Origin of the sequence: Streptomyces sp. NPDC051041 (genome assembly GCF_044456065.1) — a bacterium.
GTDB lineage: Bacteria > Actinomycetota > Actinomycetes > Streptomycetales > Streptomycetaceae > Streptomyces > Streptomyces glaucus.
This window is the reverse complement of record NZ_JBITFM010000013.1, coordinates 68169-93650: the sequence shown is the minus strand read 5'-3', so window position 1 is coordinate 93650 and position 25482 is coordinate 68169. Positions and strand designations below refer to the sequence as shown.

Annotated in this window: 19 protein-coding genes; 13 read left to right on the top strand and 6 right to left on the bottom strand. The window is 73.8% G+C overall.

Annotation, left to right across the window (positions count from 1 at the left end; genetic code table 11):
- Positions 1 to 163: 163 nt before the first annotated feature.
- Entirely contained in the window at positions 164 to 877 is a 714-nt protein-coding gene (locus ACIBAI_RS20570; protein ID WP_399036171.1) for a glycerophosphodiester phosphodiesterase, read from the bottom strand.
- Complete coding sequence (locus ACIBAI_RS20565; protein ID WP_399036168.1) at positions 877 to 1938, bottom strand: adenosine deaminase; 1062 nt, start codon at positions 1936 to 1938, stop codon at positions 877 to 879. The genes ACIBAI_RS20570 and ACIBAI_RS20565 overlap by 1 nt, the downstream gene beginning before the upstream one ends.
- A 266-nt stretch (positions 1939 to 2204) precedes the next feature.
- On the opposite strand from ACIBAI_RS20565, the gene ACIBAI_RS20560 reads away from it, so the two are divergent.
- Positions 2205 to 2918, top strand: a complete 714-nt coding sequence (locus tag ACIBAI_RS20560; RefSeq protein ID WP_399036166.1) for a DUF4190 domain-containing protein — start codon at positions 2205 to 2207, stop codon at positions 2916 to 2918.
- Between the two features lie 175 nt (positions 2919 to 3093).
- Positions 3094 to 3540 carry a DUF4190 domain-containing protein gene (locus ACIBAI_RS20555; RefSeq protein WP_399036164.1) on the top strand — a complete coding sequence of 149 codons (447 nt, stop codon included), beginning with the start codon at positions 3094 to 3096 and terminating at the stop codon, positions 3538 to 3540.
- Between the two features lie 66 nt (positions 3541 to 3606).
- Here ACIBAI_RS20555 and ACIBAI_RS20550 read toward each other — a convergent pair whose 3' ends face one another.
- The gene (locus ACIBAI_RS20550) at positions 3607 to 4188 is read right to left on the bottom strand and encodes an NADAR family protein (protein ID WP_399036163.1); all 582 of its coding nucleotides are present in this window, start codon (positions 4186 to 4188) and stop codon (positions 3607 to 3609) included.
- Between the two features lie 553 nt (positions 4189 to 4741).
- Between ACIBAI_RS20550 and ACIBAI_RS20545 the strand changes: the two genes are divergently transcribed.
- The 5 genes from ACIBAI_RS20545 to ACIBAI_RS20525 are packed head-to-tail and all read left to right on the top strand — an operon-like array spanning position 4742 to position 10331.
- On the top strand, positions 4742 to 5989 hold the full coding sequence (locus ACIBAI_RS20545; protein ID WP_399036161.1) for a spermidine/putrescine ABC transporter substrate-binding protein: 1248 nt from the start codon (positions 4742 to 4744) through the stop codon (positions 5987 to 5989).
- 5 nt (positions 5990 to 5994) lie between these two features.
- Complete coding sequence (locus tag ACIBAI_RS20540) at positions 5995 to 7155, top strand: ABC transporter ATP-binding protein (protein WP_399036284.1); 1161 nt, start codon at positions 5995 to 5997, stop codon at positions 7153 to 7155.
- Positions 7152 to 8084, top strand: a complete 933-nt coding sequence (locus tag ACIBAI_RS20535; protein WP_399036159.1) for an ABC transporter permease — start codon at positions 7152 to 7154, stop codon at positions 8082 to 8084. Before ACIBAI_RS20540 ends, ACIBAI_RS20535 begins: the two co-directional genes overlap by 4 nt.
- Position 8085: 1 nt before the next feature.
- Complete coding sequence (locus ACIBAI_RS20530) at positions 8086 to 8886, top strand: ABC transporter permease (RefSeq protein ID WP_399036158.1); 801 nt, start codon at positions 8086 to 8088, stop codon at positions 8884 to 8886.
- A gap of 26 nt (positions 8887 to 8912) precedes the next feature.
- Positions 8913 to 10331 carry an NAD(P)/FAD-dependent oxidoreductase gene (locus ACIBAI_RS20525; RefSeq protein WP_399036156.1) on the top strand — a complete coding sequence of 473 codons (1419 nt, stop codon included), beginning with the start codon at positions 8913 to 8915 and terminating at the stop codon, positions 10329 to 10331.
- Here ACIBAI_RS20525 and ACIBAI_RS20520 read toward each other — a convergent pair.
- Together ACIBAI_RS20520 and gabT are read right to left on the bottom strand one after the other, a co-directional pair.
- Positions 10234 to 11175: a phosphatase PAP2 family protein gene (locus ACIBAI_RS20520; protein ID WP_399036155.1), complete on the bottom strand. Its 942-nt coding sequence runs from the start codon at positions 11173 to 11175 to the stop codon at positions 10234 to 10236. The genes ACIBAI_RS20525 and ACIBAI_RS20520 overlap by 98 nt on opposite strands.
- Positions 11176 to 11326: 151 nt before the next feature.
- On the bottom strand, positions 11327 to 12661 hold the full coding sequence (gene gabT, locus ACIBAI_RS20515; RefSeq protein ID WP_399036154.1) for a 4-aminobutyrate--2-oxoglutarate transaminase: 1335 nt from the start codon (positions 12659 to 12661) through the stop codon (positions 11327 to 11329).
- A gap of 287 nt (positions 12662 to 12948) precedes the next feature.
- On the opposite strand from gabT, the gene ACIBAI_RS20510 reads away from it, so the two are divergent.
- From ACIBAI_RS20510 to ACIBAI_RS20500, 3 genes are all read left to right on the top strand, one after another.
- Positions 12949 to 15075 (top strand): ATP-binding protein, encoded by a 2127-nt coding sequence (locus tag ACIBAI_RS20510; RefSeq protein ID WP_399036152.1) that lies wholly within the window; start codon positions 12949 to 12951, stop codon positions 15073 to 15075.
- A gap of 123 nt (positions 15076 to 15198) precedes the next feature.
- Positions 15199 to 16845 (top strand): PucR family transcriptional regulator, encoded by a 1647-nt coding sequence (locus ACIBAI_RS20505; RefSeq protein WP_399036150.1) that lies wholly within the window; start codon positions 15199 to 15201, stop codon positions 16843 to 16845.
- Positions 16846 to 16996: 151 nt separating this feature from the next.
- Positions 16997 to 18442, top strand: coding sequence for an aldehyde dehydrogenase family protein (locus ACIBAI_RS20500; protein ID WP_399036282.1), 1446 nt, complete (start codon positions 16997 to 16999; stop codon positions 18440 to 18442).
- 95 nt (positions 18443 to 18537) lie between these two features.
- On the opposite strand, the gene ACIBAI_RS20495 is transcribed toward ACIBAI_RS20500, so the two are convergent.
- Positions 18538 to 21375: a glycoside hydrolase family 3 C-terminal domain-containing protein gene (locus ACIBAI_RS20495; RefSeq protein WP_399036148.1), complete on the bottom strand. Its 2838-nt coding sequence runs from the start codon at positions 21373 to 21375 to the stop codon at positions 18538 to 18540.
- Positions 21376 to 21734: 359 nt separating this feature from the next.
- Between ACIBAI_RS20495 and ACIBAI_RS20490 the strand changes: the two genes are divergently transcribed.
- From ACIBAI_RS20490 to ACIBAI_RS20480, 3 genes are read left to right on the top strand one after another with little or no spacing between them, the layout of a single operon-like run.
- A complete protein-coding gene (locus ACIBAI_RS20490; RefSeq protein ID WP_399036146.1) occupies positions 21735 to 23420 on the top strand; it encodes an extracellular solute-binding protein in 1686 nt (561 codons plus the stop codon).
- 26 nt (positions 23421 to 23446) lie between these two features.
- The gene (locus tag ACIBAI_RS20485) at positions 23447 to 24478 is read left to right on the top strand and encodes an ABC transporter permease (protein ID WP_399036145.1); all 1032 of its coding nucleotides are present in this window, start codon (positions 23447 to 23449) and stop codon (positions 24476 to 24478) included.
- Entirely contained in the window at positions 24475 to 25422 is a 948-nt protein-coding gene (locus ACIBAI_RS20480; protein ID WP_399036143.1) for a carbohydrate ABC transporter permease, read from the top strand. The genes ACIBAI_RS20485 and ACIBAI_RS20480 overlap by 4 nt, the downstream gene beginning before the upstream one ends.
- Positions 25423 to 25482: the final 60 nt, after the last annotated feature.

Sequence of the window (25482 nt, the reverse complement as noted above, 5' to 3'; positions counted from 1 at the left end):
CGATCCGCGCGGCCACCGGCTTCATGTCCTCACGGACGCGGCGCCGCCGGCCGTGCCGTACGGTGCCGCCGTCGACGTCGTCGCCGGGCCGGCGGAGACGCTGCGGGGGCGGACGCGCAGGCGGTCGCGCCGCCGTCGGCGTACTCCGGTGGCCGAAAGGCGCCTACGCCGGTTCCGCCGGAAGGCCTCTCCTGAGCGCGCACAGCGTGTCGACGCGGTTGGTGGTGATCGAGTCGACGCCGTGGGCGAGCAGGCGGCGCATGGAGCGGCGGGTGTCCGGGGTCCAGACGGACAGCAGGTGGCCGCCGGCGTGGACGCGGTCGGCCAGGGCCCGGTCGACCAGCGAGAAGCGGTAGTTGAGCCAGCGCGGACGGACCGCCGCCAGCAGGACGGGCCGGGGCGGGGCCAGGGTCGTCCAGGTCAGCGCGATCTCGGCGGCCGGATCGGCGGCGCGCACGGCGAGCATGGCGGGGGCGCCCGCGCAGTAGTACACGCGGTCCCGCGCCCCGCACTCGCGCACCACGCCCGCGATCCGGCGCACCGCCGCCGGGTCCGGCGCGCCGGGCAGGTCCAGCATCACCCGGCTGCCGTCGGTCGCCTCCAGCGCCTCCGCCAGCGTCGGCACCAGACCGTCCGTCAGCCCGCGCACCTCGGCCGCCGACAGCGCGCGCAGCGGCCGGTCCCGCTCCCACAGCCGTTTCAGCGTCTCGTCGTGCAGCAGCACGGGCACGCCGTCCCGGGTGAGCCGGACGTCGATCTCGACGGCGTCCGCGCCCCGGCGGAGCGCGGAACGCAGTGAGCCGACCGTGTTCTCGCGGACGCGGTAGGGGTCGCCGCGGTGGGCGACGGCGGTCACCCGGCGAAGGGCGGGGGACATCAGGCGGCGAGCCAGGAGGAGGTGTACGCGTCGATCTCGTCCCTGATCCGGGCCTTGCCGGCCTCGTCCAGGAAGGACGCCTCGACCGCGTTCTTCGCCAGCTCCGCCAGGCCCCGCTCGTCGAGGTCGAGCAGGCGGGCGGCGACCGCGTACTCGTTGTTCAGGTCGGTGCCGAACATCGGCGGGTCGTCGGAGTTGACGGTGACCGGCACCCCGGCCCGTACGAACTCCCTGATCGGGTGCTCGTCGAGGGTGCGCACCGCGCGGGTGGCGATGTTCGAGGTCGGGCAGACCTCCAGCGGGATGCGGTGCTCGGCGAGGTGCGCGAGCAGCTTCGGGTCCCGCGCGGAGCTGGTGCCGTGGCCGATGCGCTCGGCCCGCAGGTGGGTCAGCGCGTCCCACACCGTCTCCGGGCCGGTGGTCTCGCCGGCGTGCGGGACGGAGTGCAGCCCCGCGGCGAGGGCCCGGTCGAAGTACGGCTCGAACTGCGGCCGCGGCACGCCGATCTCGGGTCCGCCGAGCCCGAAGGAGACCAGCCCCTCGGGGCGCAGCCGGTCGTCGGTGGCGAGCCGGGTGGTCTCCTCGGCCGCCGTGAGCCCGGCCTCGCCGGGGATGTCGAAGCACCAGCGCAGCACGGTGCCGAACTCGGCCTCCGCCGCCTTGCGGGCGTCCTCGATGGCGTCCATGAAGGCCCGCTCGTCGATGCCGCGGCGGGTGGAGGAGTACGGGGTGACGGTCAGCTCGGCGTACCGCACCTGCTGCCGGGCCAGCTCCCGGCCCACCTCGTAGGTCAGCAGCCGCACGTCCTCCGGGGTGCGGATCAGGTCGACGACCGACAGGTACACCTCGACGAAGTGGGCGAAGTCCGTGAACGTGAAGTAGTCGGACAGGGCCTCGGGGTCGGCGGGGACCCTGGAGTCGGGGTGGCGGGCGGCCAGCTCCGAGACGATGCGGGGGGAGGCGGAGCCGACGTGGTGCACGTGCAGTTCGGCCTTCGGCAGCGCGGCGATGAAGGCGCGCAGGTCGCGCGGGGCGTGCGCGTCGACGAGGTGGTCGGTCAAGGTTCCTCCCCAGAACGGCGTCCGGTCCGTGGGGTGCGGCGGACGGGACGCGGTGATCGGCTGATCGGTGGGCCGGGATCATCGTAGGCGGTGGAACGGCGCGGGGGCAGAGCGTTCGGGCAGGGGCCGGGACAAGGGCCGGGGGAGAGAAGGGGGGCGGGGCGGTGTCCCGGCTGGTGGGGAGGGCGCGGGGCGGGGCCGGGCGGTGGCGGGCGGCGGGGGTGGCCGTAGCATGGCGGCACGATCGACCCACGGGGGGAAGCGACATGACGGACACACCGCGGCCGGGCGGGGACAGCGCGGGCGACTACGACCCCTGGGCGCCACCCGAGAGCAGGCCCGCGCCGGAGAAGGACCGGGCCCCCGCCGCCGGGCAGCCGCCGCAGGCGCCCCCGGCGCAGCCGCCGTCCGTGCACGACCAGGCCACGATGGCCTCGATGCCGTCCGCCGGCTTCCCCCCGCCCGGCTTCCCCCCGCCCGGCCACGTCCCGCCCGGCGGATCCGCTCCGGTGGGCGGCCCGCCTCCGTTCGGCGGCTCCGGCTCCGCGGTGCCGCCCCCGCCCGTCGCGCCCACCGGCCCGGGAGCGCCCGGCGGATACGGCTACCCCGCCTACCCCCAGGGCTACGGCTGGGCCGGCATGCCGATGGCCCCGCAGAACGGCACGGGCATCGCGGCGATGGTGCTCGGCATCCTGTCCTGCTGCCTGTTCTGCATGTACGGCGTGGTCTCGGTCGTGCTCGGCATCCTCGCCGTGGTCTTCGGCATCAAGGGCCGCAAGAAGGCCGAGCAGGGCCTGGCCGACAACCACGGCCAGGCCCAGGCCGGCCTGATCATGGGCGTCATCGGCCTCGTCCTCGGTGTCATCGTGATCGTCCTGATCGCCGTCGGGATCACGGCCGCCATCAACGAGGAGCAGGACGGCCACGACCCGTACTACGGCGCCCTCACCCCGACGGCCACGGTGCTCGCCGACCGCTGAGCCCCGGACGGCCGCGGCGCCCGGCCGCCGGACCAGGGCCCGTGCCCCCGCCCGACCACCGAACCCACCGACGCCCCCGGCCGAAACGCCTCCGCACCAGCCCCGCGAAAGGGAGCTCTCCGCGGCGAACAGGCCACTACCATGCCTCGTCTGTCAACGGAGGGGAGACCGCTTCATGTCCCACACCAATCCCACACCCGGCGGATTCGGGCCGCCGTCCCAGCCCCCGCAGCAGCCGGCCCCGGGCTACGGCTACCCGCAGTCCGGTCCGGGCTACGGCCAGCCGGCGGGCCCCGGCTGGCCGGCCGCGCCCTACCCGCAGGCGCCCGGCTACACCCAGCCCCTGCAGCCGAGCAACGGCATGGGCACCACCGGGCTGGTGCTGGGCATCATCGGCGTGGTGTGCAGCCTGACCTTCTTCCTGTGGTTCCTCGGCGTCGTCCTGGGCATCCTGGCGATCATCTTCGGCGCCATCGGCCGGGGGAAGGCGAACCGCGGCGAGGCCACCAACAAGGGGGCGGCGACCGCCGGCCTGGTCTGCGGCATCGTGGCCACGGTGCTGCTTCCGCTGCTGGGCTTCCTGCTCTTCGCCGGCATCATGGGCGGGATCGGCGCGTCCTGACCCCCGGCCCGCCGCGAGGGGCCGGCCCGCGCACCGGTCCCGTTCCCCGCGGCGGGCCATCCCCGCTCACCCGGCCCGCAGCCGCTCCCGCGCCGCCATCAGGGCGAACCCCAGCAGATTCGGTCCCCGCCACCGCTCCGGATCCTGGGCCGCCTCGTCGGCCGCGGCCAGCCCGATGCCCCACACCCGGTCCACCGGGCTCGCCTCCACCAGTACCCGATCCCCCGTGTTCAGCAGAAACTCCCGCAACCCGGCGTGCGCGCCGAACTTGTGCACATTGCCCTCGACGACGATCCGGAACCGCTCCCGCCGCCATATCGCCTCGTCGAAGCCGCGCACCAGCCGCCCCGCCTTCTTGGCCTCGGCGGGATGCGCCGCGCCGAGCACCCGCCGCTCCCCTTCCGCGTCACCGAACAGCCGGGCCTTGCCCGCCATCATCCAGTGCTCGGCGGTCGCGTACGCCACCCCGTCGACCGTGAACGGCGAGGGCCACCACTGGCTCAGGCAGCCCGGCCCGAGCCGGCCGTCCGGCCGCGGCCGGTGTCCCCAGAAGTGCAGATACCTGACCCTGGCTCCCGCGCGGACCGCCCTGATCAGCGCCTGCCGGGAATCGACCGTCCCGGTGCCCCGGTCCGTCCCGTCCGTCATGCGATCCCTCGCCTCCCGCGATCCGCTCGCCCCCGTGATCCGTCCGATGCGGCCGAGTCTGGCACCCGCCCCCGACGCTCCGTACCCTTTTTCGGGCCGCGCCCGACAGTTGATCAACAGATTTCGTCGCGTAACCAAAAGGCAACAACGGAATCACTTGTTGGAGTCTCACTGCTCTGTCAGGATCGGCGCTCAAGTCGAGCTTGAGCCACGTCGGCCCTCTCGCGGGGACAGGGAGGAGAGCGACCTGCACAACCCGGGCAGCGCCACCCCGGCCGCCCCGGACCGGCTCGCCGCCGGGCCGGCCGGCCGCGCCGAGGACCCGGCCCGCGCCGGGGGGTCCCTCCGGTGCGGCAAGCCGCTGAAGCCGGCCCGTGAGTCCGACGGGCCGGGGAGGACCGACGACACCGCGCCCTTCGCCGGTGCCGCCCGCCGCTTCGGGGACCGGCGGCAACCGCCGACCGGCGACGACCGGACCGTGACCGGCCACCGCCGCATGTGACGGACGGCCGCCGACCACGACCACCAACCCTCCCGAAAGGGCACCACGCGTATGGAGCAGTACGAGCCCGACCGCCTGTCCCCGGCCCGAGCGGCCGCCGTGCGGCGCAGTCTCCGCAACGGCAGGGCGGCCCTCACCCGCCGTTCCCTGCTGCGCGCCGGTGCGGGCGGCGCGCTCGCGGCCGGCGGGTCCGGGACGCTGAGCGCCTGCGGCATCCCCGCGGCGGGCGGGTCCCGGGGCGGCGTCTCCGCACAGGACCGCTCGGCGCAGGAGAAGACCGTCGCCTTCTCCAACTGGACCGAGTACATGGACGTCGACGACAGCGGCAGGCGCCACCCGACGCTGGAGGCGTTCACCGAGCGGACCGGCATCACGGTCCGGTACACCGAGGACATCAACGACAACGGCGAGTTCTTCGGCAAGATCAAGCCGCAGCTCGCCGCGGGCCAGGACACCGGCCGCGACCTCGTCGTCCTCACCGACTGGCTGGCCGCCCGCCTCATCCGCCTGGGATGGGTGCAGAAGCTGGACCCGGCCCATCTGCCGCACGCCTTCGCCAACCTGGCGCCGCAGTTCCGCAGCCCCGACGGGGATCCGGGACGGGCGTACTCGTACCCCTGGCAGGGCATCTCCACCGTCATCGCCTACAACAGGAAGGCGCTCGACGGGATCGAGGTGACGTCGGTCTCCGACCTGCTCGACGACCCCCGGCTCAAGGGCCGCGTCGGCCTCCTCACCGAGATGCGCGACACCGTCGGCATGACCCTGCTCGACATGGGCAAGGACCCGGGCGACTTCACCGGCGACGACTACGACGCGGCGATCGCCCGCCTGCAGAAGGCCGTGGACCGGGGCCAGATCCGCCGCTTCACCGGCAACGACTACACCTCCGACCTCGCCAAGGGCGACTTCGCGGCCTGCCTGGCCTGGGCCGGCGACGTCGTCCAGCTGAAGGCGGACAATCCCGACATCGACTTCCTCGTCCCCGACAGCGGCTACCTGACCTCCAGCGATGACCTGCTGATCCCCAACAGGGCCCGGCACAAGACCAACGCCGAGCGGCTGATCGACTACTACTACGAGCCGCAGACCGCCGCCCGGCTCGCCGCCTACATCAACTACGTCTGCCCGGTCGACGGGGTGAAGGAGGAGCTCGCGAAGATCGACGAGGCGGCGGCGGACAACCCGCTGATCCTCCCCGACAAGGCCATGCAGGCGAAGTCCCGTGCCTTCCGCTCCCTGAGCGCGCAGGAGGAGACGGCCTGCGAAGAGAAGTTCGCGAAGCTCATAGGGGCGTGACCACCATGACGAACGACGGCAGCGGCGACGTCCGCCTCCGCGGCATCAGCAAGACCTACGGCTCCGTCACCGCCGTGCACCCGCTCGACCTGACCGTGCCGCAGGGCTCCTTCTTCGCCCTGCTCGGCGCCTCCGGCAGCGGCAAGACCACCACCCTGCGGATGATCGCCGGCCTGGAGGAGCCCACCAGCGGCACCGTCCACCTCGGCGACCAGGACGTCACCCGTCTCCCGCCGTACAAGCGGCCGGTGAACACGGTCTTCCAGTCGTACGCCCTCTTCCCGCACCTGGACGTCTTCGAGAACGTCGCCTTCGGCCTGCGCCGGCGCGGCGTCAGGAACGTGCGGAAGCAGGTCGAGGAAATGCTGGAGCTGGTGCAGCTCGGCGAGCAGGCGCGCAGGAAGCCGCACCAGCTCTCCGGCGGCCAGCAGCAGCGCGTCGCGGTCGCCCGCGCGCTGATCAACCACCCCCGGGTGCTGCTGCTCGACGAGCCGCTCGGCGCCCTCGACCTGAAGCTGCGCCGCCGGATGCAGCTGGAGCTCAAGCGCATCCAGACCGAGGTCGGCATCACCTTCGTGCACGTCACGCACGACCAGGAGGAGGCCATGACGATGGCCGACACGGTCGCCGTGATGAACGCGGGCCGCGTCGAGCAGCTCGGCTCGCCCACCGACCTGTACGAGAACCCCAGGACCCCGTTCGTCGCCGACTTCCTCGGCACCTCCAACTTCATCGAGGCCGAGGTCGACTCCGCCGGCGGCGGCGAGATCGTGCTGAGGGCGGGCGGCGGCAGGCTGGTGCTGCCCCGGGCGCGGTGCGGCGCGCCCACGGCGGCCGGCGGCAGGGTGCTGGTGGGGGTCCGCCCGGAGAAGGTCTCCCTCACCCACGCCGACGACGCCGGCGAGATCCCCGCCGGGCGCAACCGGATCACCGGGACGATCGCCGACTCCAGCTTCACCGGCGTCTCCACGCAGTACGTCGTCGACAGCCCCGTCTGCCCCGCCTTCGAGGTCTACGCCCAGAACATCGACCGCGACCCCCGGCTGGCGCCCGGCGCCGAGGTCGTCCTGCACTGGAACCCGGCCCACACCTTCGGTCTCGACGCCGCCCGGTTCGCACCGGACGGGGAAGGGAGCCCGGCCGCGGAGGAGGCGGCCGCCCGATGACGACGCTCACCGAGGCGCCCCCGCCGCTCACCCCCGCCGCCCCCGGGGAGCGGCGGCCGCCGCGCGGGCGGGGCCGCCGCACGCCGTACCTGCTGCTCCTGCCCGGCGTGCTGTGGCTGCTGGTCTTCTTCGCGCTGCCGATGGTCTACCAGGCCTCCACGTCCGTGCAGACGGGCTCCCTGGAGGAGGGCTACCGGGTCACCTGGCACTTCGCCACCTACGGGGACGCGCTGGGCGAGTACTGGCCGCAGTTCGTCCGCTCGGTGCTCTACGCGGGCACCGCGACGGTCCTGTGCCTGCTGCTCGGCTATCCGCTCGCCTACCTCATCGCCTTCCGCGCGGGCCGCTGGCGGACCCTGGTCGTGATCCTGGTGATCGCGCCGTTCTTCACCAGCTTCCTGATCCGCACCCTCGCCTGGAAGACGATCCTCGCCGACGGCGGCCCGGTCGTCGGCGCCCTCGACGCGCTGCACGTCCTGGACGTCACCGCCCGGCTCGGCTGGACCTCCGGCGACCGCGTGCTGGCCACGCCGCTCGCCGTCGTGTGCGGACTGACGTACAACTTCCTGCCGTTCATGGTGCTGCCGCTCTACACCTCGCTGGAGCGCATCGACCCCCGGCTGCACGAGGCGGCGGGCGACCTGTACGCCAGGCCCTGGACGACCTTCCGGAAGGTCACCCTCCCGCTGTCCGCGCCGGGCGTGGTCTCGGGCACGCTGCTGACCTTCATCCCGGCCTGCGGCGACTACGTCAACGCGGACCTGCTGGGCTCCACGGACACGCGCATGGCCGGCAACGTCATCCAGACGCAGTTCCTGCGCGTTCTGGACTACCCGACGGCCGCGGCCCTCTCCTTCATCCTGATGGCCGCGATCCTGCTCGTGGTCACCCTCTACATCCGCAGGTCCGGGACGGAGGATCTGGTCTGACATGCCCTTCGCCGACTGGCTCAAGCGCCGTCTCGTCGTCATCGCGGGCCTGGTGACGCTCGCCTACCTGCTGCTGCCCAACGTCGTGGTGGCGGTGTTCTCCTTCAACGCGCCGAAGGGGCGCTTCAACTACGAGTGGCAGCGGTTCTCGCTCGACGCGTGGCGGGACCCGTGCGGCGTCCCCGGCCTGTGCGACGCGCTGTCGGTCAGCCTGCGGATCGCGTTCTGGGCGACGCTCGGCGCCACCGTCCTCGGCACGATGACGGCCTTCGCGCTGGCGCGCCACCGCTTCCGCGCGCGGGGCGCCGTGAACGCGCTGATCTTCCTGCCGATGGCGATGCCCGAGGTCGTCCTGGCGGCCTCGCTGCTCACCCTGTTCCTCAACATGGGCGCCGAGCTGGGTTTCCGGACGGTCCTGATCGCCCACGTCATGTTCTGCCTCAGCTTCGTCGTGACGGCGGTCAAGGCGCGCGTGATGTCGATGGACCCGCGGCTGGAGCAGGCGGCGCAGGACCTGTACGCCGGCCCGTTCCAGACGTTCTGGCGGGTCACCCTGCCGATCGCGGCCCCCGGCATCGCCGCGGGCGCGCTGCTCGCCTTCGCGCTCTCCTTCGACGACTTCGTCATCACCAACTTCACCGCGGGCTCCACCGTCACCTTCCCCATGTTCGTCTGGGGCTCGGCCCAGCGCGGAACGCCCGTGCAGATCAACGTCGTCGGAACGGCCATGTTCGTCGTCGCCGTGCTGCTCGTGCTGGCGTCGACGGTGGTCGGCCACCGCAGAGACAGACAGAAGGCATAGAGAGATCCTCGTAGGGAGTTGAGATCATGGCCCCGAGCGCCATGAGCCGCTGGACGAAGTCCCTCTCCGAAGCCCAGCCCGTCCCCTACTGGCTGGACGACCCCGCCAGACCCCGCCCCGAGCCCGCGCTCACCGCCGCCGAGACCTGCGACCTGCTGGTCGTCGGCGGCGGCTACAGCGGACTGTGGACCGCGCTGATCGCCAAGGAACGCGACCCGCGGCGGGAGGTCGTCCTCCTCGAGGGCCGCGAGGCGGGCTGGGCCGCCTCGGGCCGCAACGGCGGCTTCTGCGCCGCCTCCCTCACCCACGGGCTGCCCAACGGCCTCACCCGCTGGCCGGAGGAGATCCACCGGCTCCAGGAGCTGGGCGCCCGCAACCTCGACGAGATCGAGCGGGCGGTCGCCCGCCACGCCATCGACTGCGACTTCGAACGCACCGGCGAGATCGACGTCGCCACCGAGATCCACCAGGCGTGGGAACTGCGCGACGGGTACGAGGAGGCGCGGCGCCGGGGCCTGGCCGACGGCGTCGAGTTCCTGGACGCCGACGCGGTGCGGGAGCAGGTGGACTCCCCGACCTTCCGGGCGGGCCTGTGGGACCGGCGGGGCGTGGCCATGCTCAACCCGGCCCGGCTCGCCTGGGGGCTGAAGCGGGCGTGCCTGGACCTCGGCGTCCGCGTGTACGAGCACACCCCGGCCCTGACCTTGCGCCCGTACGGCGGCGGGCTGGCCGTCCGCACCCCGTACGGCCAGGTCCGCGCCCGCCGGGTCGCCCTCGGCACGAACGTCTTCCCCAGCCTGGTCAGACGGGTCCGTCCGTACACCGTCCCGGTCTACGACTACGCCCTGATGACCGAGCCGCTCACCGCCGCCCAGCTGGCGTCGATCGGCTGGCGGAACCGCCAGGGCCTCGGGGACAGCGCCAACCGGTTCCACTACTTCCGCCTGTCCGCGGACAACCGCGTCCTGTGGGGCGGCTACGACGCGGTCTACCCGTACGGCGGCCGGGTGCGCGCCGAGTACGACGACCGGCCCCGGACCTACGCCAAGCTCGCCGGGCACTTCTTCACCTGCTTCCCGCAGCTGGAGGGCGTCCGCTTCACCCATGCGTGGGGCGGCGCCATCGACACCTGCTCGCGCTTCTCGGCGTTCTTCGGCACCGCCCACCGGGGCAGGGTGGCGTACGCGGCGGGCTACACCGGTCTCGGGGTCGGGGCCACCCGCTTCGGCGCCGAGGTGATGCTGGACCTGCTGGCGGGGGAGCGCACCGAGCGCACCGAGCTGGAGATGGTCCGCACCAAGCCCCTGCCGTTCCCGCCCGAGCCCTTCGCGTGGACCGGCATCGCGCTCACCAAGTGGTCGCTGGCCCGGGCGGACGCGCACGGCGGCCGGCGCAACCTGTGGCTGCGGACGATGGACCGGCTGGGCCTCGGCTTCGACAGCTGACCCCCCGGGGAGGCCGGCCGCCCCGGCCGAGGAACACCACGAGGCCGGTCAGCAGCACCGCGCCGAGGCACCAGCCGGCCACGACGTCCAGCGGCCAGTGGTAGCCGCGGCGGACCAGCCCGAACCCCACGCCGAGGTTGACGACGACGCAGGCGGCGACGGCCGCCCGGCGGGCGGGGGCGGCGCGGAGCCAGGGGAGGAGGACGGCCACGGCTGAGCCGTAGGCGACGGCGGCCGTGGCGGTGTGCCCGGAGGGGTAGTAGCCGGTGCCCGGCGGCATGACCGGTGGGCCCGGCCGGCCGGTGAGCTCCTTGAGGGGGATCACCAGCGCCGGGACGAGGGCCATGAGCAGCGCCGCGGCCACGGCGGGCCGCCACCACCGCTCCGCGCCGCCGGCCCGGCCCCGCCGGGCGACGTACGCCGCCACCAGGGCGAGCACCGGCACCGCGACCTGGACGGCGCCCAGGTCGGCGAGGAGCTCGGAGAGGAGGTCCGGGTGGACCAGGGCGCGGCTGAGCCGCTCGTCCGCGCCCACCAGGGCGCCGTCGGCGACGACCTGCCAGGTGATCAGCGCGAACAGCAGGGCCGGAAGCCCGAGGGGGAGGAGGATCGCCACGGCGCACAGCCTGGCAGATCCGGCCGGGCAGCGGAGAAGGAGGTCGGCCGCCCCGGAACGAGGGGGGATGGTTCCGAGGCGGCCGTCCGGACCGGAACGTCGCGCGCCCCGGGGGGTCTGGGGCGGGCGACCGTCCGATCGGTGAGGAGATCCGGAGCCGTCGGCTCCGGTGTGCGCGAGGGCACGACCAGGTCGAAGCTGGGGAGGCCCCGGCCTGAGGTCACCCACAGTCCCCTGTGGGTGGGGGTGTATCTCTCATCTGCCTAGAACCTACGGCAGGGGGTGCGCGTGCGACAGGGAGAACGGCGTCCCGCCATCCACCTCCCACACCTTCTTCACACCCTCTGCCGCCGGCCCCTCAGACGTGCGGAAACAGGGCTCAGATGCGCGCGAACGCCTGCTCGATGATGTCGAGGCCCTCGTTCAGCAGGTCCTCGCCGATGACCAGCGGCGGCAGGAAGCGCAGCACGTTGCCGTAGGTGCCGCAGGTCAGGACGAGCAGGCCCTCGGCGTGGCAGGCCTTGGCGAGCGCGGCCGTCGCCTCCGGGTTCGGCTCCTTGGTGGCGCGGTCCTTGACCAGCTCGATGGCGATCATCGCGCCGCGGCCCCGGACGTCGCCGATGACCTCGAACTTCTCGGCCATGGCGGTCAGCCGGGCCTTCATGACCGCCTCGATGTCCTTCGCCCGGGCGTTGAGGTCGAGCTCCTTCATCGTCTCGATCGCGCCGAGCGCGCCCGCGCAGGCGACCGGGTTGCCGCCGTAGGTGCCGCCGAGGCCGCCCGCGTGCGCGGCGTCCATGATCTCGGCGCGGCCGGTGACGGCGGCGAGCGGCAGGCCGCCGGCGATGCCCTTGGCGGTGGTGATCAGGTCCGGGACGATGCCCTCGTCCTCGCAGGCGAACCACTGGCCGGTGCGGCAGAAGCCGGACTGGATCTCGTCCGCGACGAAGACGATGCCGTGGTCCGCGGCGAACCGGCGGATCGCCGGCAGGAAGCCCTTGGCCGGCTCGATGAAACCGCCCTCGCCGAGCACCGGCTCGATGATGATCGCGGCGATGTTCTCCGCGCCGACCTGCTTGGACATCTGGTCGATGGCCTGGGCGGCGGCCTCGGGGCCGGCGTTGTCCGGACCGGTCGGCCAGCGGTAGCCGTACGCCACCGGCACCCGGTACACCTCCGGCGCGAACGGGCCGAAGCCGTGCTTGTACGGCATGTTCTTCGCGGTCAGGGCCATGGTGAGGTTGGTGCGGCCGTGGTAGCCGTGGTCGAAGACGACGACGGCCTGCCGCCGGGTGTACGCCCGGGCGATCTTCACGGCGTTCTCGACGGCCTCGGCGCCGCTGTTGAACAGGGCGGACTTCTTCGCGTGGTCACCGGGGGTCAGCTCGGCGAGCGCCTCGGCGACGGCCACGTAGCCCTCGTACGGCGTGACCATGAAACAGGTGTGGGTGAAGTCGGCGAGCTGGGCGGCGGCCCGGCGCACCACGGCCTCGGCGGAGGCGCCGACGGACGTGACGGCGATGCCGGAGCCGAAGTCGATCAGCCGGTTGCCGTCGACGTCCTCGATGATCCCGCCGCCCGCGCGCGCGGTGAACACGGGCAGCACGGAGCCCACGCCCTGCGCGACCGCGGCGGTACGGCGGGCCTGCAGCCGAAGCGACTCCGGGCCGGGGATGGCGGTGACGACGCGGCGCTCCTGCGGAAGTGCGGTCATGCGGGGCTCCTGGGTGTGCTCGGTTTCCGTACGCGGTCGTGGGTCCTTGCGGACACATGCCTTCTTTTCCCGCAGGCTAGGACGAGGGGAGGGGACTGGGCATGCTCCATGTGGGCGTTGTCGGGGGGTGCGGTTGTCCGCGGTGGACATAGCGGCGTTCCCGGCGGGCGCGGCGGGCGAGGACCGTCCGCCCGGGTCCGGCCGCGTCAAGCGGTGGACTCCCCGGGCGGGGGCGTTAGATTGACTCGCTGACGGTGGACGGAGCGGCTGGTCAGGGGGCAAGGGCGATGGACAGCGACGGGATCCGGGACGCGCGGGGCACGCATGCGAATCCTGTGCCGCGTCCGGCGGCGCCGCCTCAGCCGCCCGCGGTGCCGCCGCGGCCGACGCGGGCACCCGGGGCGCCGCCGGCGCCGGACGGGTCGGCGTTCCTGGCGTGGCTGCGGACGCCCCGGCCGGAGGCCCTGCCCGGCGTGTGGCGGTTCGGGCACCGGCCGCGGCCGCAGGAGGAGCCGGAACGGGTTCCCGGACGGCAGCTGGTCGGCGGCGCGGTCATCGCGTTCCTGTGCGGGTGGCTGCTCTGCTCCCTGCTGTGGAACGGCTACCTGGGCGACTTCTGGCTGTGGCCGTGGTACGTGCTGGCCCCCGAGTCGTGGACGCTGGGACAGGCGGGGGCCCTGGGCGGCGCGGCCTCGTACGTCTACACGGGCCTGGTGTTCGCCGCGGTCTTCGTCGTCTTCGCGAGGCTCGGCCACTGGTCCGAGGTGTGGCGCCGCTACGGCCCTGCCGCCTGGCGCCGCACCGCCTCCGCCGCCGCCCCGCCCCCCGTCCCCGAGCAGGACCCCGCCGACTACCCGCAGCTGCGGGCCGCCGGGGCCGTCGACGCCGCCGAGCGGCTGGCCGCCGAGGCCCGCGCCGGGCTGATGCGGGACGTCGACCACGCCCGGATCACCCGCGCCTGGCAGGGCGTGCGCAGCGGCCGGCACAGCCTCGCCGCCTTCAGCGGCGCGGTGCTCAAGGACGGCGCCGCCGCCTGTCCGCACCCGTCCGGCGCGCGCGACCTGCCCGCCCGGCAGGCCCCGCACGACCTGGTCACCGGGCAGGTCCGGCTCGGCACCACCGCCGACGACCCCCGCAACCCGTACGCCTACCGCGGCACCGGCCTGGCCCTCGGCCCCGACCTGCTCGGCACCTCCCTGCTGGCGGTCGGCCCGGCCGGGTCCGGCAAGACCGGCAGCGTCGTCCGGCCGCTCGCCGAGTCGCTGTGCCTGCACGCGCTCGCCGGCCGGGCCGCCGTGGTCGTGGTCGGCGCGGCCGGCGCGGGACTGGGACCGGCCGACGCCTACGACGTCGTGATACGGATCGGGAACCCGGACTCCGTGTACGACCTCAACCTGTACGGCGGGACCAGCGACCCGGACGAGGCGGCGGCCGTGCTCGCCGAGGCGCTCGTCGGGGACCTCGCCGACCCGCACCCGGGAAGCGACAGCCGGCGCTCCACGACCGTCCTCGCCCAGCTGCTCGGGCCGTTCCGGGCGGTTCACGGGCGCTTCCCCTCGGTGCCGGAGCTGCGGCAGCTGCTCGACGGCGCGCCCGGGCCGCTCGCCGCGCTGCGCACGGCGCTGCAGGACGCCGGACGGGAGTCGCTGCTGCGCGAACTCGACGCGCGGGAGCGGCAGATGAGACAGCCCGGCGATGTGGCGGCCGTGCTCGCCGACCGCGTGGCGCTGCTGGACCGGCCCGCCTTCGCCGGGTTCTTCGACACCTCCGGGGCCTCGCGGCCGTTCTCGCTCAAGGCCCTGGACCATCCGGTGCGGGTGCGCGTCGACCTGCCCGAGCGGGGGCACGCGGACGCCTCGCGGATACTGGCGCGGCTGGTGCTCGCCCAGTTCACGGCGAGCGTCGCGGTGCGCGAGGACCGGTCGCTGTTCGCCTGCCTGGTCCTGGACGACGCCACGGGCGTGGTGACCCCCGAGTCCGTCCGCGGCATCCAGCGGCTGCGCTCCGCCCACGCCGGGGTGGTGCTGACCCTGCGCACCCTGGACGACGTGCCGCGCCCGCTGCGCGGGCCGCTGCTCGGGGCCACCGGCTGCCGGATGGCGCTGTCCGGGCTCACCCCGTGGGACGGGCAGGACTTCGCCGAGGTGTGGGGCAAGGAGTGGACCGAGGCCCGGGACGTCACCGACCGGCAGATCATCGCCGAGACCCCTGCGGGCAAGGCTGTGCACGCACTGCGCCGGGTGATCACCGGCAAGGCGCCGACCGCGCGGGCGGTGACCGTGCGGCAGGTGGAGCGGGAGCGGTGGTCCGCCTCCGAGCTGGCGCACGCGGTGCCGCCGGGACACGCGGTGCTGTCGCTGACGAACGTCCGCGGCGAGCACGCGCCGCCGCTGCTGGTGGACCTCAGGGGCTGAGGCCCTCCGGGCCGGTGCGGGCCCCGGGACCGTACAGTGAGGCAGAATCGGCATGGGGCGTTCATCCGTCCCGGCCAAAACCTCGCAGCGGTCACCCAGCCCCGACGCCTACCCGAGAGCCCCATGCCCCCCACGCTCGCCTCGCTCGTCCACCACTCCGCGCTGAAGCTGACCGTGCGGGCGGGCGGGGACCGCCTGGACGTGCCCGTGCGCTGGGCGCACGTCAGCGAGCTGGCCGATCCCGTGCCCTACATGGAGGGCGGGGAGCTGCTGCTGATCACCGCCCTCAAGCTGGACGCGGAGGACCCGGAGGCGATGCGCCGCTATGTGCGGCGGCTCGCCGGCGCGGGCGTCGTCGGGCTCGGCTTCGCCGTCGGCGTCACCTACGACGAGATCCCCGCGGCGCTCGTCGACGCCTGCGCGCAGGAGGGGCTGCCGCTGCTGGAGGTGCCGCGCCGCACCCCGTTCCTCGCCATCAGCAAGGCCGTCTCCGCGACGATCGCCGCGGAGCAGTACCGGGCCGTGACGGCCGGGTTCGCGGCGCAGCGGGAACTGACCCGGCAGGCGCTCGCGGCCGGCCCGGAGGGGCTGCTCGCCGCGCTCGCCGCGCAGGTCGACGGATGGGCGGCGCTGTACGACGCCTCGGGCGCCGTCGTCGCCGCGGCACCGGAGTGGGCGGGCCGCCGGGCGGCGCGGCTCACGGCGGAGGTGCAGCGGCTGCGGGAGCGGCCCGCACCCGCCTCCTCGGTGGCCGGCGGCGGCGAGGACCGGGTCGAGCTGCACTCCCTGGGCACCGGACGCCGCCCCCGGGCCGCGCTCGCCGTCGGCACCGCCGCCGCCCTCGGCACCGCCGAGCGCTACGCCGTCCACTCCGCGGTCGCCCTGCTGACGCTGACCACGGAGCGGTCGCGCTCGCTGCACGCGGCCGAGCAGCGGCTCGGCGCGGCCGTGCTGCGCATGCTGCTCGCCGGGGAGCCGGACCACGCGCGCACGGTCGCCGGGGACCTGTACGGCGGGCTGCTGGACGCCCCCTTCCGGGTGATCGTCGCCGAGTCGGCGCCGGCCGGGTGCGCCCCCGGCCGGGCGCACCCGGCCGGCGGGTCCTCGGCGGCCGCGCTCGCCGTCGCCGGCCCGGGCGGGGACCCGCTCGGGTCCCTCGCCGAGGCCGTGGAGTCGGCCGCGGCCCGCGCCGGGGAGGCGGTGCTGGTGGTGCCCGAGGGGCGGCGGCTGGTGGTGCTGGCGGCGGACGGCGGCGCGGCGGTCGCCGCCGGCGGCGCGTACGCGGCGGCGCTGGAGGCGGCGCGGACCCCGGCCGTGCGCGAGCGGCCGGCGGGCGGCGAGGAGCACGAACTGGTCGTCGGCCTGTCGGCGCCGTCCGGGCCGGCCGCCGCGGCCGCCGCGTACCAGCAGGCCGAGCAGGCGCTGTCGGTGGCGCGGCGGCGCGGACGGGTGCTCGTCGAGCACGAGCGGCTCGCCTCCGGCTCGGTGCTGCCGCTGCTCGCCGACGACGCGGTGCGGGCGTTCGCCGACGGGCTGCTGCGGGCGCTGCGCGAGCACGACGCGACCGGCCGCGGGAACCTCGTCGCCTCCCTGCGCGCCTGGCTGTCCCGGCACGGGCAGTGGGACGCGGCGGCGGCCGACCTCGGTGTGCACCGGCACACGCTGCGCTACCGGATGCGGCGCGTGGAGGAGATCCTCGGCCGGTCGCTGGACGACCCGGACGTGCGGATGGAGCTGTGGCTGGCGCTGAAGGCGACCGCCGGCGAGTAGCCGTACGCCAATCCGGCGCGTCCCCGCCGGCCACTGCTACGCCCCGGACAAACGACCCGCCGCCGTCCGGCCCCTACCGTGGATCCAGCAGATCACGTACCCACCCCCGATGCGGAAGGGCCGGAACCCACCCATGCCCCAGGAAAAGAACGTGGGGGCCACCCACGCCTTCTGGCTCGCCGGCCGCCAGGTCACCGGCGAGGACACCTTCGACGTGACCTCCCCGTGGGACGGCCGTCTCGTCGGCACGGTGAGCGTGCCGACCGACGCGCAGACCGAGGAGGCCGTGGCCGCCGCGTACGCCGTCCGGGACGAGTTCGCCGCCACCCCCGCCCACGCGCGGGCCGCCGCCCTCGACCACGTCGCCCGGCGCCTGGCCGAGCGCACCGAGGAGATCGCGCGGCTGATCTCCGCCGAGAACGGCAAGCCGGTCAAGTGGGCCCGGGGCGAGGTCGGGCGCGCGGTGTCGGTGTTCCGGTTCGCGGCCGAGGAGGCCCGGCGGTTCAACGGCGGCGAGGCCCAGCGCCTGGACACCGACCCCGGCGGCCAGGGGCGGCTCGCCCTCACCCGCCGCTTCCCCAAGGGCGTCGTGCTCGGCATCGCGCCGTTCAACTTCCCGCTGAACCTGTGCGCCCACAAGGTCGCCCCGGCCGTCGCCGCCGGCGCGCCGATCATCCTCAAGCCCGCCCCGGCGACCCCGCTGTCCGCCCTGGTCCTCGGCGAGCTGCTGGCCGAGACCGAGCTGCCGGCCGGCTCCTGGAGCATCCTGCCGGTGCCCAACGACCGCATGCCCGCCCTCGTCCAGGACGAGCGCCTGCCGGTCATCTCCTTCACCGGCTCCGAGAAGGTCGGCTACGCGATCATGGACTCGGTGCCGCGCAAGCACTGCACGCTGGAGCTGGGCGGCAACGGCGCGGCGGTCGTGCTGGCCGACTGGGCGAGCGACGAGGACCTGGACCGGGCCGCGGCGCGCATCGCCACCTTCTCCAACTACCAGGGCGGCCAGTCCTGCATCTCCGTGCAGCGGGTGATCGCCGACGCCTCGGTGTACGACCGGCTGCTGCCGCGCATCGTCGCCGCCGTCGAGGCCCAGGTCACCGGCGACCCGAACGACGACGCCACCGACGTCGGCCCGCTGATCAGCGAGGACGCCGCCCGGCGGGTGGAGGCGTGGGTGGACGAGGCCGTGGCGGCCGGGGCCGCGCTGCTCACCGGCGGCAAGCGCGACGGCGCCTCCTACGCGCCGACCGTCCTGGCCGACGTGCCGGCCGGCGTGACGATCTCCTGCGAGGAGGTCTTCGGGCCCGTCCTCACCGTGCAGAAGGCGGACGGGGAGGCCGCGGCCTTCGCCGCCGTCAACGACTCCAAGTACGGCCTCCAGGCGGGCGTGTTCACGCACGACCTGCAGGCCGCCTTCCGCGCCCACCGGGCCCTGGAGGTCGGCGGCGTGGTCGTCGGCGACGTGCCCTCCTACCGCGCCGACCAGATGCCGTACGGCGGCGTCAAGCAGTCCGGCGTGGGCCGCGAGGGCGTGCGGTTCGCGATGGAGGACTACACCTACGAGCGGGTGATGGTCCTCACCGGGCTCGCCCTCTAGCCGACGGGAACCGTCCCCCGCAGGCTCCGTGAAGGGGCCCGGCGCCGATGCTTCTGGCGCCGGGCCCCTTCCTGCCGTCGGCCGGGTCCGGACCCTCAACCGGAGAAGCCGACGTGCGCGAGCCGCAGCGGGCCGCGCAGCCTCAGGCGCACGTCGTGCACGCCCCGGGCGGTGACCGGCGCGGCGAGGGTGGTGTAGTCGTACGGACCGGAGGCGGGCGCCCCGGGGGTCAGCGCGGCGAGCACCGGACCGCCGTCGAGCAGGACCTCGACGGTGCCCTCGCCCGCCACCGCCACGGTCACCTCCGCGACGCCCGCCCCGAAGTCGCAGCGGCGGAAGACCAGTTCACCGGTCTGCCCGGCCGCGGGCGTCACCGCGTCGCCCGCCTCCTTCGTCCGGTCGACGATCTCGACGCCGCTCTGCTCGTCGAAGTCGGCCGCCGCCAGGCCGCGTTCCACCACCGGGCGCGGCGCGGCCGGCTCGCCGTCGAGCGTGACGGTCGTCCGCAGCCGGACGTCCTCGCTGGAGGCGCCCGCCAGCAGGGCGTACGGGCCCGGCTCCACCCGCCACCGGCCGTGCGCCACGTCCCAGAACGCGAAGGCGGACAGCGGCACCTCGAAGTCCGCCTCCGCCGTCTCGCCCGGGGCGAGCGTGAGACGGCGGTGCGCCACCAGCTCGCGGCGCGGACGCGGGACCGACGGGTCGAGGGCCCGCACGTAGAGCTGGGCCACCTCGTCGGCGGTGACGTCGCCGGTGTTGGTGACCGTGAACGACACGTGCACCGCCGTCTCGTCCACCCGGGCCGCCAGGCCGCCGTAGGCGAAGGACGCGTACGACAGGCCGTGCCCGAACGGGAACAGGGGCGTGCCCTCGAAGTACAGGTAGGTCTGGCGGCCGCCGATCACGTCGTAGTCGAGCAGGCCGGGCAGGTCGGCGTCGTCGGCGTACCAGGTCTGCGGCAGGCGCCCGGCGGGGGAGACGTCGCCGGCCAGGACGCGGGCCAGGGCGGTGCCGGCGGCCTGGCCGCCGTGCGCCGTCCACAGCAGGGCCGGCAGGTCCGCGTGGTCGACGGCGTACGGGTAGGAGGAGACCAGCGCCAGCACCGTGTCCGGGTTGGCGGCGCGGGCGGCGCGCAGCAGCCGCTCCTGGTGCCCGGGCAGCCGCAGCGTCGTGCGGTCCTCGGTCTCGCGGCCGTTGATGTGCGGGTCGTTGCCCGCGATCACCACGACCGCGTCGGCCCGGGCCGCGGCGCGCGCCACCGCCTCCTCGCCGCGCTCGACGACGACCAGCTCGAAGACCTCCGGATCCCCCTCGTCCGGGGCGGCAACCCGCACGCCGTCGGCGGCGACCGTCACGTGGCGGCCCGTTCCCGTGTGCCTGAGGAGGTGACCGTCGCCGTGGGGTTCCAGACGGAACGTCTCCTGCACGACCCAGCCCCCGGGCTGGTCCGCCGAGGCGCGGAGCCGGCCGTCCTCGGCGACCGAGAGGTAGCGGCCGTCGGGCGCGCGCAGGGTGAGGACGCCCTCGCCCCAGTCGGCCAGGGCGAGTTCGGTGCCGGTGGCACCGGTGGTCAGCGGGGGCAGGTCGGTGCGGCCGGCGAGCAGCGCCGGGTCGAGGGCGCCCTCGGCGCCGCGCACCTCCTCGGGGGCGTCCTCGGCCGCGGGCACCTGGAGGAACGTTCCCGCACGGGTCTTCAGCAGGACGCGGTCCACGCCCTCCGCGAACTCCACGTGCCCGGCGCCGAACCGCTCGCGCAGGCCCTCCAGCGGGGTGGAGCGGCGGATCAGCGTGCCGCTGTACCAGTCGAGCTTGCACTCGTCGGCGAGCAGGCCCACCACGGCGAGGCGGGTGGTGCCGGGGGCGAGGGGGAGCAGGCGGTCGTTCTTCAGCAGCACGACCGCCTGCTCGGCGGCCTCCTGCGCCAGGGCGCGGTGCTCCGGCGTGTCGAACTCGCCGGGGTCGTCGTGGGCGTCGAACTCGCCGAGGCGGAAACGGACCGAGAGCTGGCGGCGGACGGCGGCGTCGACGTCGGCCTCGGTGAGCAGGCCCCGCTCCAGCGCCCTCCGGACCCGTCCGACGATCGTCGAGGAGTCCGTGCCGTGGTCGGTGAAACTGTCCACGCCGGCCCGCAGCGCGGCGGCGGTCGCCTCCTCGTGGGTGGCGAAGTAGTGCTCGGAGTCGACCAGGTTGGAGGGCGCCCCCGCGTCCGAGCAGACCAGCAGCTCCTCGTCCGTCCAGGTGCGCAGGTGCTCGCGCAGATAGGGCGAGACGTGGTTGGGGCGGCCGTTGACCAGGTTGTACGCCGGCATGACGCCGGCCACCGCGCCCGCCTCGACGGTCTCGCGGAAGGCGCGCAGGTCGTACTCGTGCAGCACGCGCGGGCGGACCGAGCTCGACGTGGTGTCCCGGTTCGTCTCGTTGTTGTGCGCGAGCCAGTGCTTCAGCACCGGCGCCGTGCGCCAGTACACCGGGTGGCCGCCGCGCAGACCGCGGGTGTAGGCGGTGGCGATGGCCGAGGTGAGCTTCGGGTCCTCGGAGTAGCCCTCCTCGTTGCGGCCCCACAGGGGGTGGCGCAGCAGATTGACCACCGGCGCCCAGACGTTGAGGCCGACGCGCTCGTCCCGGGCCCGCATCGCGCGGGCCTCCTTGGACACCGCCTCGCCGACCCGCCGCACGAGGTCCGGGTTCCAGGTCGCGCCGAGCCCCACCGCCTGCGGGAACACCGTCGCCGGGCCCATCCACGCCACGCCGTGCAGCGCCTCCTGACCGGTGCGGAAGGCGGCGACGCCGAGCCGCTCGACGGCGGGCGCGAACTGGTGCAGGAACGCCGTCTTCTCCTCCGGGGTGAGCCGCGACAACAGATCGTCGACGCGCTTCGCGAGCGGCAGGCTCGGATCGCGGAAAGGCGGTGCGGGCGGCGTGGGTTCGGTCACGTGAGGTTCCCTTTGCGGAGGAGCGGCGAGGCGCTTTCGAAGCGCTTCGATGCTCATTCGCCTCGGGTCGGGTGTCAAGACACTCCGACGCGACAACCGCGAATCCCCGCCGACATTCCAAGCCGGCCAGGAGGGCGGCCGGGCCCCCGGAGACCTCCGAGGAATCTTGGGAACGACCCTTGTGCGCCCCCAGGCGTTCACTTAACCTCGCAGCAACATCGAAGCGCTTCGACGAAGAGGTCGCCGCCGGGCGGTGCGCACTCGTCGGACGACCGCTTCAGCTCAGCCAGTTCCACTCGAGACACCGCAGCCGACGGCCCACCGCCGGGTGTCCTGGTGCGCCACGAAGGGTTGACGCAATGACGCCGAACGCCTCCGCCCCCACCCGGAGAAGCTTCCTCGCCTCCACGGCGGTCGCCACCGCAGCGGTGGCGGGAGGGATGCCCCTGCTCGCCGCGTGCGGCGGCGGATCCGGCGCCGGTTCGCGCGAGGGCACCACGTCGGGCAAGGACGCCAGGAAACTGCTGCCGGCGTACGTGGCCAGCAACGTCGTCACCCCCGACATCCCCAGCAGGAACGGCTCCGCGGTCGGCTTCACCGGCAAGCTCGACCTCGCGGACCTGAAGACGTCGGTGCCCGAGAAGCTGGGCAAGGGCAGCCGGGTCACCGTCATGTCGCCGTTCTGGGGCTCCCCGCCCAAGGACGGCAACGCCTACTACAAGGCGATGAACGACCTCATCGGCGTCGACGTGGTCTGGCAGAACCAGGACGGCAACACCTACGACCAGAAGCTCGGCGCGGTCCTCGCCTCCAGCGACGTGCCCGACGTGGTGGTCGTGCCCGGCTGGAACATGACGGGCAAGATCCCCAGCGCCGTCATCGGCAAGTTCGCCGACCTGGGCCCCTACCTGTCCGGCGACGCGGTCAAGGACTACCCGAACCTCGCGGCGATCCCCACCGACGCCTGGCAGCGCTCCATCTTCGGCGGCAAGCTGCGCGGCCTGCCCATGCCGTCCTCGTACGTCACCGGCATCGTGCCCCTGTACCGCAAGGACGTCTTCGACGAGGAGGGGTACGAGGTCCCCAGGTCGGCCGACGAGTTCATGGCGCTGGCCAAGGAGATCACCAACGCCAGGGCCAAGCGCTGGGCCTGCCTGGACATGAAGTGGACCGCCTTCAACGCCTTCGGCGTGCTCTCCGGCGAGGAGAAGTCGCTCGGCTGGAACGAGGTCGACGGCAAGCTGGTCTACCGCGTCGAGACCGACGAGTACCTCGAAGCGCTGGAGTGGACGCGCAAGCTGTTCGCCGCCGGCGTCGTCCACCCCGACGCCGAGCTGGGCAAGAGCAACGCCACCGACCCCGGGCCCAAGTTCGCCGCGGGCGAGTTCCTCATCTACAACCAGGACATGTCGCAGTGGTGGAGCCGCACCGCCGAACAGGCCACGCAGAACCCGGACTTCGAGATCTGGGGCATGGACATCTTCGGCCACGACGGCGGTGACCCCACGCTGTGGGCCAAGAATCCGGCCGGCATCTTCGCCTTCGTCAACAAGAAGGCGTCCGAGGACAAGATCCGCGACGTGCTGGCCGTCGCCAACGTCACCGCCGCGCCGTACGGCACCAAGGAGTACATGCTCACCAACTACGGCGTGGAGGGCACCCACTACACGGTCGAGGACGGCGTCCCCACCAAGACCGACCAGGGCAACATCGACGTGATGAACGCCTACGTGATGATCGCCAGCCCCGCGCCCACCATCGCCCACCCCGACTTCCCCGAGGTCGCCAGGGGCCAGGTCGAGTGGCAGCAGCGGATGGGCGCCTTCACCAGGAAGTCGGCGTTCTACGGCATGCAGATCACCGAGCCCGCCCGCTGGACCAACCTCTCCAACGACTTCGAGCAGCTGGAGGACGACTTCGTCCGCGGCCGCAAGAAGATGAGCGACGTGCAGCAGGCCGTCTCCGACTGGCGGAGCAAGGGCGGCGACGAACTGCGCGACTGGTACAGGAAGCTGCTCGACGAGAACGGCTCGGCGGCGAGCTGACCGGCACCGAGGCGAGGAGAACGGCCGTGTCCCACAGCACGGTGCCTCGGAGCGGGACCGAGGCCGACACGACGGAGAAGACCCCGGTGGCGCCCGGCGACGCCGCCGGGCCCGGGAAGAAACCGACCGGAAGACCGAGCCTGAGGCTCCGGTTCAGGCGCGACCGCGTCCTGCTGCTGATGACGCTGCCGGCCGTCCTGCTGGTGCTGCTCTTCAACTACGCACCGATCCTGGGCAACGTCGTCGCCTTCCAGGAGTACGACCCCTACGTCAGCGACAACGGGGTCGTCTCCATCCTGCACAGCCCCTGGGTGGGCCTGGACAACTTCCAGCGCATCTTCGAGGACTCGGCCTTCTGGAACGCCGTGCGGAACACGCTGGTGCTGTTCTTCCTCCAGCTGGTGCTGTTCTTCCCGGTCCCCGTCCTGCTCGCGCTGCTCATCAACAGCGTGGTCCGGCCCCGGGTGCGGGCGGTCGCGCAGGCCGTCCTGTACCTGCCGCACTTCTTCTCCTGGGTGCTGGTCATCGCCGTCTTCCAGCAGATCTTCGGCGGCGCCGGGATCCTCTCCCAGCTGCTGCGGCAGCATGGGTACGACGGGCTCGACCTCATGACCGACCCGGACACCTTCGCGCTCCTGATCACCGCGCAGAGCGTGTGGAAGGACGCCGGCTGGGGGATCATCGTCTTCCTCGCCGCGCTGGCCTCGGTCAGCCCCGACCTGTACGAGGCCGCCGCGATGGACGGCGCCGGACGCTGGCGCCGCATGTGGCACGTCACCCTGCCCGCGCTGCGCCCGGTGATCGCCCTGCTGCTGGTGCTGCGGGTCGGCGACGCCCTCACCGTCGGCTTCGAGCAGATCCTGCTCCAGCGCGACGCCGTCGGACCGGGGGCCGCGGAGGTCCTGGACACGTTCGTGTGGTGGAACGGCGTGCGCAACCAGGACTTCGGCTACGCCGCCGCCGCGGGCCTGATCAAGGGCGTCGTCAGTCTCGGCCTGGTCCTGGCCGCGAACAAGGTGGCCCACCTGATGGGCGAGCAGGGGGTGTACAAGAAATGACCGCCGTGATCGACGACCCCGCGCACCGGCCCGCCCGCCGGCCCGGCCGGTGGGCCGCGCCGCCCCGGCCGGTGTGGGAGGAGAAGCCCGGCCCGGCCGGACTCGCCGCCAAGGGCCTGGTGCTGGCCCTGGCCTGCCTGGCGATCCTGTTCCCGCTGTGGATCGTCGTGGTCACCAGCCTGTCCTCGCGCCGGACCATCGACGAGGCCGGCGGCCTGGTGGTGATCCCCGAGGACATCACCTTCGTCGCCTACCAGGAACTGCTCAGCGGCGGCCAGGTCACCCGCGCCGCGGTCATCAGCGTCCTGGTCACCCTCGTCGGCACGCTGTTCTCGATGACGGTGTCGGTGCTGTGCGCCTACGGCCTGTCCCGCAGCGGCTCCCTGGGCCACCGCTGGCTGCTGATGCTGCTGCTGGCCACCATGTTCTTCAGCGCCGGCCTCATCCCCACGTACCTGCTGGTGCAGTCGCTGGGGCTGACGGACAGCTACCTGGCGCTGATCCTGCCGAGCGCGGTCAGCGTCTTCAACATCCTGGTGCTGCGCGGCTTCTTCATGGGCATCTCGCAGGAGCTGATCGACAGCGCCCGGATCGACGGAGCCGGGGACGTGCGCATCCTGTGGCAGATCGTCATGCCGCTCTCCCGGGCGGTTCTGGCGGTGATCACCCTGTTCTACGCCGTCGGGTACTGGAGCGCCTGGTTCAACGCCTCCCTCTACCTGAACGACCAGGACATGATGCCGCTGCAGAACGTCATGATCCAGCTCGTGCAGAAGCAGGAGGCGCCGGTCGGCCTCGGCCAGGCGATCAAGACCGGGGAGCTGTCCGGCCTGGCCGTGCAGATGGCCGTCATGGTCATGGCCCTGCTGCCCGTCGCCGTCCTGTCGCCCTTCGTCCAGCGCCACTTCAAGAAGGGCATGCTCACCGGCGCCGTCAAGGGCTGACCCCGGCGCCGGACACCCGGAAGACCCCGCCGCGGCCGACCTGCTCCTGCCCAGCGGTCG

Excerpts from the sequence above, each read along its gene's own strand:
- ACIBAI_RS20550 (WP_399036163.1), bottom strand. The coding sequence starts at position 4,188 with ATGACGGACGGGACGGACCGGGGCACCGGGACGGTCGATTCCCGGCAG.
- ACIBAI_RS20530 (WP_399036158.1), top strand. The coding sequence starts at position 8,086 with ATGCCCTTCGCCGACTGGCTCAAGCGCCGTCTCGTCGTCATCGCGGGC.
- gabT (WP_399036154.1), bottom strand. The coding sequence starts at position 12,661 with ATGACCGCACTTCCGCAGGAGCGCCGCGTCGTCACCGCCATCCCCGGC.
- ACIBAI_RS20555 (WP_399036164.1), top strand. The coding sequence starts at position 3,094 with ATGTCCCACACCAATCCCACACCCGGCGGATTCGGGCCGCCGTCCCAG.
- ACIBAI_RS20490 (WP_399036146.1), top strand. The coding sequence starts at position 21,735 with ATGACGCCGAACGCCTCCGCCCCCACCCGGAGAAGCTTCCTCGCCTCC.
- ACIBAI_RS20560 (WP_399036166.1), top strand. The coding sequence starts at position 2,205 with ATGACGGACACACCGCGGCCGGGCGGGGACAGCGCGGGCGACTACGAC.
- ACIBAI_RS20510 (WP_399036152.1), top strand. The coding sequence starts at position 12,949 with ATGGACAGCGACGGGATCCGGGACGCGCGGGGCACGCATGCGAATCCT.
- ACIBAI_RS20505 (WP_399036150.1), top strand. The coding sequence starts at position 15,199 with ATGCCCCCCACGCTCGCCTCGCTCGTCCACCACTCCGCGCTGAAGCTG.
- ACIBAI_RS20535 (WP_399036159.1), top strand. The coding sequence starts at position 7,152 with ATGACGACGCTCACCGAGGCGCCCCCGCCGCTCACCCCCGCCGCCCCC.
- ACIBAI_RS20540 (WP_399036284.1), top strand. The coding sequence starts at position 5,995 with ATGACGAACGACGGCAGCGGCGACGTCCGCCTCCGCGGCATCAGCAAG.
- ACIBAI_RS20525 (WP_399036156.1), top strand. The coding sequence starts at position 8,913 with ATGGCCCCGAGCGCCATGAGCCGCTGGACGAAGTCCCTCTCCGAAGCC.
- ACIBAI_RS20570 (WP_399036171.1), bottom strand. The coding sequence starts at position 877 with ATGTCCCCCGCCCTTCGCCGGGTGACCGCCGTCGCCCACCGCGGCGAC.
- ACIBAI_RS20545 (WP_399036161.1), top strand. The coding sequence starts at position 4,742 with ATGGAGCAGTACGAGCCCGACCGCCTGTCCCCGGCCCGAGCGGCCGCC.
- ACIBAI_RS20480 (WP_399036143.1), top strand. The coding sequence starts at position 24,475 with ATGACCGCCGTGATCGACGACCCCGCGCACCGGCCCGCCCGCCGGCCC.